The following is a 6,542-nucleotide window of genomic DNA, read 5'->3' as shown; positions in this document are numbered from 1 at the left end:
AGTTAACTGTTTTTTTATTATTTTTTGTCTCACTAATATAGGCACAGAGGGCATAGATCTTTTTGCTTTCCCGGGACCGATTCCGAAATTTTACCCGATTGCGAATATAAATAACTACTGAAAAATACAACAAGTAAAAAAGTTAAGAGGAACTTTTGATGATTGTGCATTATATCCTCCGATATTTAGTAATGATGGATTTATTAGGACCTAAGGTTCATATATCGCTAGTTACTTTTTTTCGTAATCAATATTCTGATTTGGGATTCCATTGAATCCGCGGTTCTACGTCGTCTTCAATGAATCGCATCTCTTTGGTAGAAACGTTTATTGAATAGAGCTTGCTTTTCTGCATAACTCCCCCGCCTGTCACAATTGTAAACTTCCGGAAAAGGATATTATTCCCGTTGGGAGAAAATGCTCCTTCTTGAAGATTCAGCATCTCGGGAAATTTCATTTCAGCAAGTAACATATTTGAGCTTCCTTCTATTAAACGGAGGCGGGTTTTGGACGAGCTGCTATTTCCTATTTCCTCAAAACATATTTTCGAGTAATCATTTGAATACTGTGCTGAAAGAATCTGATAGTTAGTTTCTGAGCGGTAGAGTGTATCACACTCATGTGAACTGAAGTTATATCTTAGGAGGAAATCGCAGTTTAGGGGTTCATTGGATATCGTGAAGATCACTTCATTCTTTGATGGAGATATATCGCAAAGCCCTGCATTTTCTCCCCAGTCCTTCAGATCCAGGACCTCAATATTCATGGTCCCATCCAGATTGCTCTTATATATCTTATGATATTCCGCTGTCGGGGCATCAGGCATCCAGTAAAGAAAAGTATAGCTGTCTGGATAGAAGAAAACAACGGCATCAAAATCCAGGAGCTTTCTTTTCTGTGTCCCGTCCAAGTTCATGGTATATATACGGTTTTTTTCACCTATTACATGGACTCCATAGATGATCTTTTTACCATCGGGAGTGAAGCCAAGAGCACTCGGCGAATAGTTTACCTCAGAAGTAAGATTCCTGGTGCTGTCTTTTTCCAGGTCGCAAAGCAAAAGTGTCACTCCTCCTGTGGAAGAGCTGGTATAATAATGATGATTGTAAAGGATGTATCTTCCATCCGGTGACCAGTAAGGCGATGAATCTTCGTATTCACCTTTTGAGATATTAAGAGAATTAGTTCCTCCTGCAGAATTGAGGAAAACCTCCCAATTAAGACCTGCAAGTTTTATATAACACACATCATAATTCCCACTTCCCGCTTCAACCGGGGCAACCGGGGATTTCTTGCACGATATGGCAGACATAATCAGCATACTGCAAAGAGTTAAAAGAATGGAGTAGCGCTTAAATGATGCTAACATATTTACCTCTGGTAAAGACAAAAACAATTTGTTATTAAAGCTGAAAGAGAGAGAGAGAGAGAGAGAGCCGGAAACGTTTATCATTCCGGATCAACAGAATGTGACTGTTCTATTTATCTAAAAATAAGACTTTTCGGAAAGGAAATAAAAATTAAGTGCTATGAATAAATATTCCTGCTGTAAATTGCCTAAAACCATAGTTCCATAATTGTAGTTATATACTCTTTTAAGCAGCAGGTGAAAGTATCATATAAATCTTGTGCGTTAACTTAAGACTTATAATATTTTATGTCAAGAAATAATATAGCAAGTCGAGTTGACTAATAAATTATGTAACCCTGAGGTATTGGCAAATTATTCGTTGTAGCCTAAGGGACATAGAAGAAGAGTTCATGAGCAGGATCTTAGAAAGGCTGGACAGCCTGGAGGACAAACTCAAAAGGCGGAGAAAATGTCTCCGCCTTTAATATTTCAGGATTTTACAGGATTTTTTTTAGCTCCCCTTAAAGCCTTCGGGGTAAAGCACCACAATAATGTAGTTTTTATCGTCCAGGTACTTTTGTGCCGCAGTCTGGACTTCCTTAGCCGAAATATTCTCAATGAGCTTGATGTAATCAAGGATCTCTTTCGGGTCCTCATCGTTGGAATAAGCGCCCAGGAGGCTGTTAAGCCACACTTCGTTCCTCTTTAAGGAGGTCTCCCTCGATCTTATGTGCGTCTCTTTTACCTTCTGTATGTATGTCTGGGCAGGGCCGAAATTCTTCAGGCTGTCCAGCTGCATAAAGACCGCCTTAGTAAGCTCCGCGGCTTTCTTCGGGTCGCAGCCGAAAGAAATATTAAGGCTGTAGCCCTCCTTCGGGTAATGGCTGACTCCATGGTTCACGCTTACGCCGTAGGTTCCTCCTTTTTCTTCCCTTATTACCTCGCGGAGCTTAATATCCAGCACGTCGGCCATCGCTCCCAAGTCGTATATATTCTGCTGCGTCCATTCCAAAGGCCCGTTAAAGCTTAAAACAACCTGGCTTTTGGGTTCAATTCCCTTATATATCTGCTTTTCTATAACGCCCCTGGCGTACTCCATTTTGGTATCCTTCCAGCTTTCTTTTCTTCCGGTTGAAGGGAGGCTGCCGAGATATGTTTGAAGGAACGGCTTTATCTTCTCAACGTCGAAATTGCCTACGAAAAAGAATGTAAAATCGCCCGCGTCGCTGAAGCGGTCCTTGTAGAAATTAAATGCTTTCTTAAGGTCTATCTTGTCCAGGGTTTTTACCGTCCAGGGATTAGAGCGGAAGTGATAGTTCCAGAGCGTCAGGTTAAAGGTATCCTGAAGAGCCGAGTAAGGATCGAGGCTCCTGTTCTCAAGGTAGGCCTTCATTCTCCCCTTAAAGGATAGGAATGCCGTCGAGTCCATGCGGGGCGAAGTTACGTAAAGATAAATGAGCTTAAACATGGTTTCCATATCAGCCGCGCTTCCGGAGCCCGAGACTCCCTCCTGTATATCGGCTATGGAAGGATTTACCCTTACCACCTTGCCTGAAAGAACTTTCCGAAGCTGAATCTGGTCGAACTTTCCAACTCCGCCCTCAGTAATAATGGGCGAGGAAAGGGCAGCCGATACATAGTCGCTGTCCGGAGCAAGTGAATTCCCACCCCTGGAGTACGACATAAACAGGATTTCATCATTCTTGAAGTCTGTTGGCTTTAAGACCACCTTCACGCCGTTTGAAAGTGTAAGTTCCGTAAGACCCAGATCATCACGCTTTTTTTCCGATGTTATTTTGCCCGGAGTTGGAGCCTTATCCAGGAGGTCATCCGAAACCGTCTTATCGACGTAGGCCGTTACAGTCTCTTTCGAAGAGGCCTCAAAGATCTTTGCAAGTTCTTCTTCCTTGGGGATTGCCACGCCTTCTTTTTCAGGCATATTTACCGTAACCACGCGGTTTTCGTCGCGTATGAAGTCGCTGGCAAGCTTGTTTATTTCCTCAAGAGTAATCTCAGGAACAAATTTCTTATAAAGCTCATATTCATAAGCTATGCCGGGGATAGGTTCATTCATAAGGAAATTCTGGACGTATTCGGAGGCATACCTGACGTTTTCCATCTTGTCCTTTTCTTTAAATGCCTGCTCTATCCATCTCAGAGTTTCTTTTTTCTGACGCTCGAGTTCACTTTGCGTAAAGCCGAACTGGTCCACTCTTTTAGCTTCCCTGAGCAGTGTTTCAAGAGCCTTGTTTACTCCGTTATCTTTAAACATGGCTCCAAGAATGTAGCTGCTCTTTGTTTTTACGATATCATATTTTCCTGAGTATGCACTGATAAAGGGAGGATCGGCTTGTTTTGAGAGCTCATAAAGGCGCTTATTGAACATGCTGTTATAAAGGTTCTCAACAATTCTACGCCTGTAGTCTTTAACTGTAACATCAGTCTCAACCGGCCTCATGTAGTAAATTGACACAGAACTACTGGAGGCTTCCTTGTCGGAGGCTATCGCAAAATACGGCTCCTTATGGTCGGGCACAGGGCTTAAAGTGTGCTCCCTTGGATTTTTTGGAGCTTCAATGCCGGAGAAGCGGCTTTTAATTATTTGTTCTATGGTATTTACATCAAAGTCACCCACGGCAACAACCGCCATCAGGTCGGGGCGGTACCAGTCCCTATAGAACTTTTTCAGAGTCTCATAGTCAAACTTTTCCAGTATTTCTTTTTGACCAATCACGTTGTGCACGGCATATTTTGAGCCTTTGAAAATTATGGTGGACTGTTTATCCCACATTCTTGCCTCGGCGCCGCGCCCTAAGCGCCATTCTTCAATTATAACGCCTCTTTCCTTGTCAATCTCCTCGTTATCATAGCTCACGTTGTGCGCCCATTCCTCCAGGACCTGGAATCCCTTCTCAAGGATTTTCATCGTGTCTGTTGGGACCTGCAGCATATAGACCGTTTCGTCGAACGAGGTGTAGGCATTAACCTCGGGGCCGAAGCGCATGCCTATAGACTCCATGAAATTAATGACTTCCTGCTTCTTGAAATTTTTCGTGCCGTTAAAGGCCATATGCTCAGAAAAGTGTGCCAGGCCGTTTTGTATGTCGTCTTCCTGAATCGCGCCGGCGTTAACTACAAGGCGCAGTTCGGCCCTTTTTTCGGGCTTAAGGTTCTTTTTTATGTAGTACGTCATGCCGTTTGAAAGTTTACCCGTTTTAATTTCGGGGTCAACAGGCAGTTTGCTATCCAGGCTAACTTCCTGGGCATTCAGGTTAAAGAAAAGGATAAAGAAAAAAGCTGAAAAGGATAAAAGAATTCGTTTCATTTTATCTCCGATAGTTTGAAGGATATATGATTAAGACCGAGATTTCAAAACGAAAGGGTTCAGTAAGTTCAATTGTGCGAGAATTAAATTAAGGAATAAGAGGACCAATAACAAGGAAAGGATGGATAATTGTACAAATATGGACCCCTACAAATATAGAACCGCTACGCGGTTCTGAATTGGTATTGGATACATTTTTCTACAAATATATATCCGCTATGCGGATAGGACAATTTTTAAAGCAGTACCAGGTTTTTCCTTTCTATCCGCGCTCGCGGATACCTATTTGTAGCCAGTCCACTATTGCCGGGAAGATCTCTTCGCTGTGCGGCTCATTGTGGATTTCGTGGTAAAGCCCGGGGAATATCTTAAGAGTGCAGTACTCCTTATTTTTGGAGGCAAATTCACGGCTGCTTTCTGCCGAGGTAATATGGTCCTCGCCGCCGTGTAGTATCAGTAACGGGTAGCTGAACTCTGAGGCGTGCTTTAAGGCATACTCTCCGGCCTCATGGACGCCTAAGAAAGTGTGAATGGAAATCCAGGGGTGGAGATATGGGTCCCTCTGCCTTTGCCCGCCGGAGGCGTTTTCCTTATGGGAAAGTTTCCTGGGCTTTATGCCGTTCCATAACCTAAGGCTCGGCCAGTATTTATCCAGCCATTTAACCATAGAAACGAGTGCCGGTTTAGGAGGTTTGGCAAGCTTAAGCCAGGGCCCCGTGGCAATAACGCCTTTAATCTCAGGCCTGTAGCGAAGTGCGTAGTTGATAACAAGGTTTCCTCCCATGCTGTGGCCGTAGAGGAAGAGGTCTTTACCCGGGAAATGGAGCGCCGCCTGTTCAAGCAGGCGCGAAATATTTTCCATCATCGCTTCATATGACGGGGCATGACCCCTTTTTCCCTCAGAGCGCCCATGACCGTACTGGTCGAAAGCAATGAGCGCAAAACCTTCATCTGTCAGTTTAAGGGGGAGTATTTTATAGCGGCTGCAGTGCTCGCCCAGACCGTGAATAAGGCAGACCACGCCTTTAATTTCATCCTCAGGCTGCCACATCTGTCCGTAGATCGCAGCGCCGTCTTCTGTTATCCAGTTAAATTCCCTGTGTATCATCCAATCAGAATCCTAATTAAAATTCAGCTTATTATATTCTACCGTCTGTCGTGTATTTTTGTTGCATTACTTTTTAGCCGTAACAAAAAACAGGGCGCTGAAAGTTTCATTAAGTCTACAGATTTTATTATCACAAGTTTCCGGCACAATTACCGGGGGAAAAGTCCTATAATTTGAGAGCCAGGAGCTTTCCGCCTGTTTCAAGATAGTAGTTCAGAGATTTTTCCCACCACTTCATCATCTCCAGGAACTGACGAGCCGACTTGCCGTCAATGAACTCGTTGCCTTTTTCTGTAATAGGCGTAAAGATGTATTCAACATGGAGGTTGGAGGAGCCGTCGCGGTTATCCTCAATGCGCATTTTAATCCTTACGACCACCACTTCCCAGGTCATTCTTACGAATTCAATCTCGTAGTTTTCCCTGTCGTATTTTGTAACTGTCCAGATCGTGTTTATCTCGCCTTCGTGCTTGGTCTTAAAAACCGCGCCTTCTTCGGCAAAGCCTGATTCCGAATAGATCATTTCATAATGCCAGCCGTCGAGCCAGTCGAGCTCTCTTCTGGGACACAGGAGCGGGAAAATTTTATCGGGCGTTGAACTGATTTTCTGTATATAGCTTCTGTTAACTCTTTTTGAAACAAATACCGGCTTTTTTTCTTTCTCTTCTGCCGGTTTTTTATTTTTTTCTTCCTTCTTCATTTTGTCCCTGGGATTAAAAATTTAATGCATTAGGATTTCTTACGACTGCAAAAATAAT

General features: G+C 43.4%; 4 protein-coding genes. All 4 read right to left on the bottom strand.

All coding sequences use genetic code 11. The annotated features are described in order from the left end of the window. Nucleotides 1-247: 247 nt before the first annotated feature. The 4 genes from HF312_17620 to HF312_17605 all read right to left on the bottom strand — a co-directional run bounded on the left by HF312_17620 (nt 248) and on the right by HF312_17605 (nt 6,484). Entirely contained in the window at nt 248-1,369 is a 1,122-nt protein-coding gene (locus HF312_17620; GenBank protein ID MCU7522038.1) for a hypothetical protein, read from the bottom strand. 493 nt (nt 1,370-1,862) lie between these two features. After that, on the bottom strand, nt 1,863-4,676 hold the full coding sequence (locus tag HF312_17615) for an insulinase family protein (protein ID MCU7522037.1): 2,814 nt from the start codon (nt 4,674-4,676) through the stop codon (nt 1,863-1,865). Nucleotides 4,677-4,938: 262 nt separating this feature from the next. Further along, nucleotides 4,939-5,784 (bottom strand): alpha/beta hydrolase, encoded by an 846-nt coding sequence (locus tag HF312_17610; protein MCU7522036.1) that lies wholly within the window; start codon nt 5,782-5,784, stop codon nt 4,939-4,941. A gap of 166 nt (nt 5,785-5,950) precedes the next feature. After that, nucleotides 5,951-6,484 carry a hypothetical protein gene (locus HF312_17605; GenBank protein MCU7522035.1) on the bottom strand — a complete coding sequence of 178 codons (534 nt, stop codon included), beginning with the start codon at nt 6,482-6,484 and terminating at the stop codon, nt 5,951-5,953. Nucleotides 6,485-6,542 lie beyond the last annotated feature (58 nt).

The sequence above is a fragment of the Ignavibacteria bacterium genome (assembly GCA_025612375.1).
Taxonomy (GTDB): domain Bacteria; phylum Bacteroidota; class Ignavibacteria; order Ignavibacteriales; family SURF-24; genus JAAXKN01.
Note: the sequence above shows the minus strand (reverse complement) of the source record. Positions and strands in the feature narration are given on the sequence as shown.

Bases quoted from the DNA above. Each gene is read 5' to 3' on its own strand.
- HF312_17620 (MCU7522038.1), bottom strand. From the start codon at position 1,369: ATGTTAGCATCATTTAAGCGCTACTCCATTCTTTTAACTCTTTGCAGT.
- HF312_17615 (MCU7522037.1), bottom strand. From the start codon at position 4,676: ATGAAACGAATTCTTTTATCCTTTTCAGCTTTTTTCTTTATCCTTTTC.
- HF312_17610 (MCU7522036.1), bottom strand. From the start codon at position 5,784: ATGATACACAGGGAATTTAACTGGATAACAGAAGACGGCGCTGCGATC.
- HF312_17605 (MCU7522035.1), bottom strand. From the start codon at position 6,484: ATGAAGAAGGAAGAAAAAAATAAAAAACCGGCAGAAGAGAAAGAAAAA.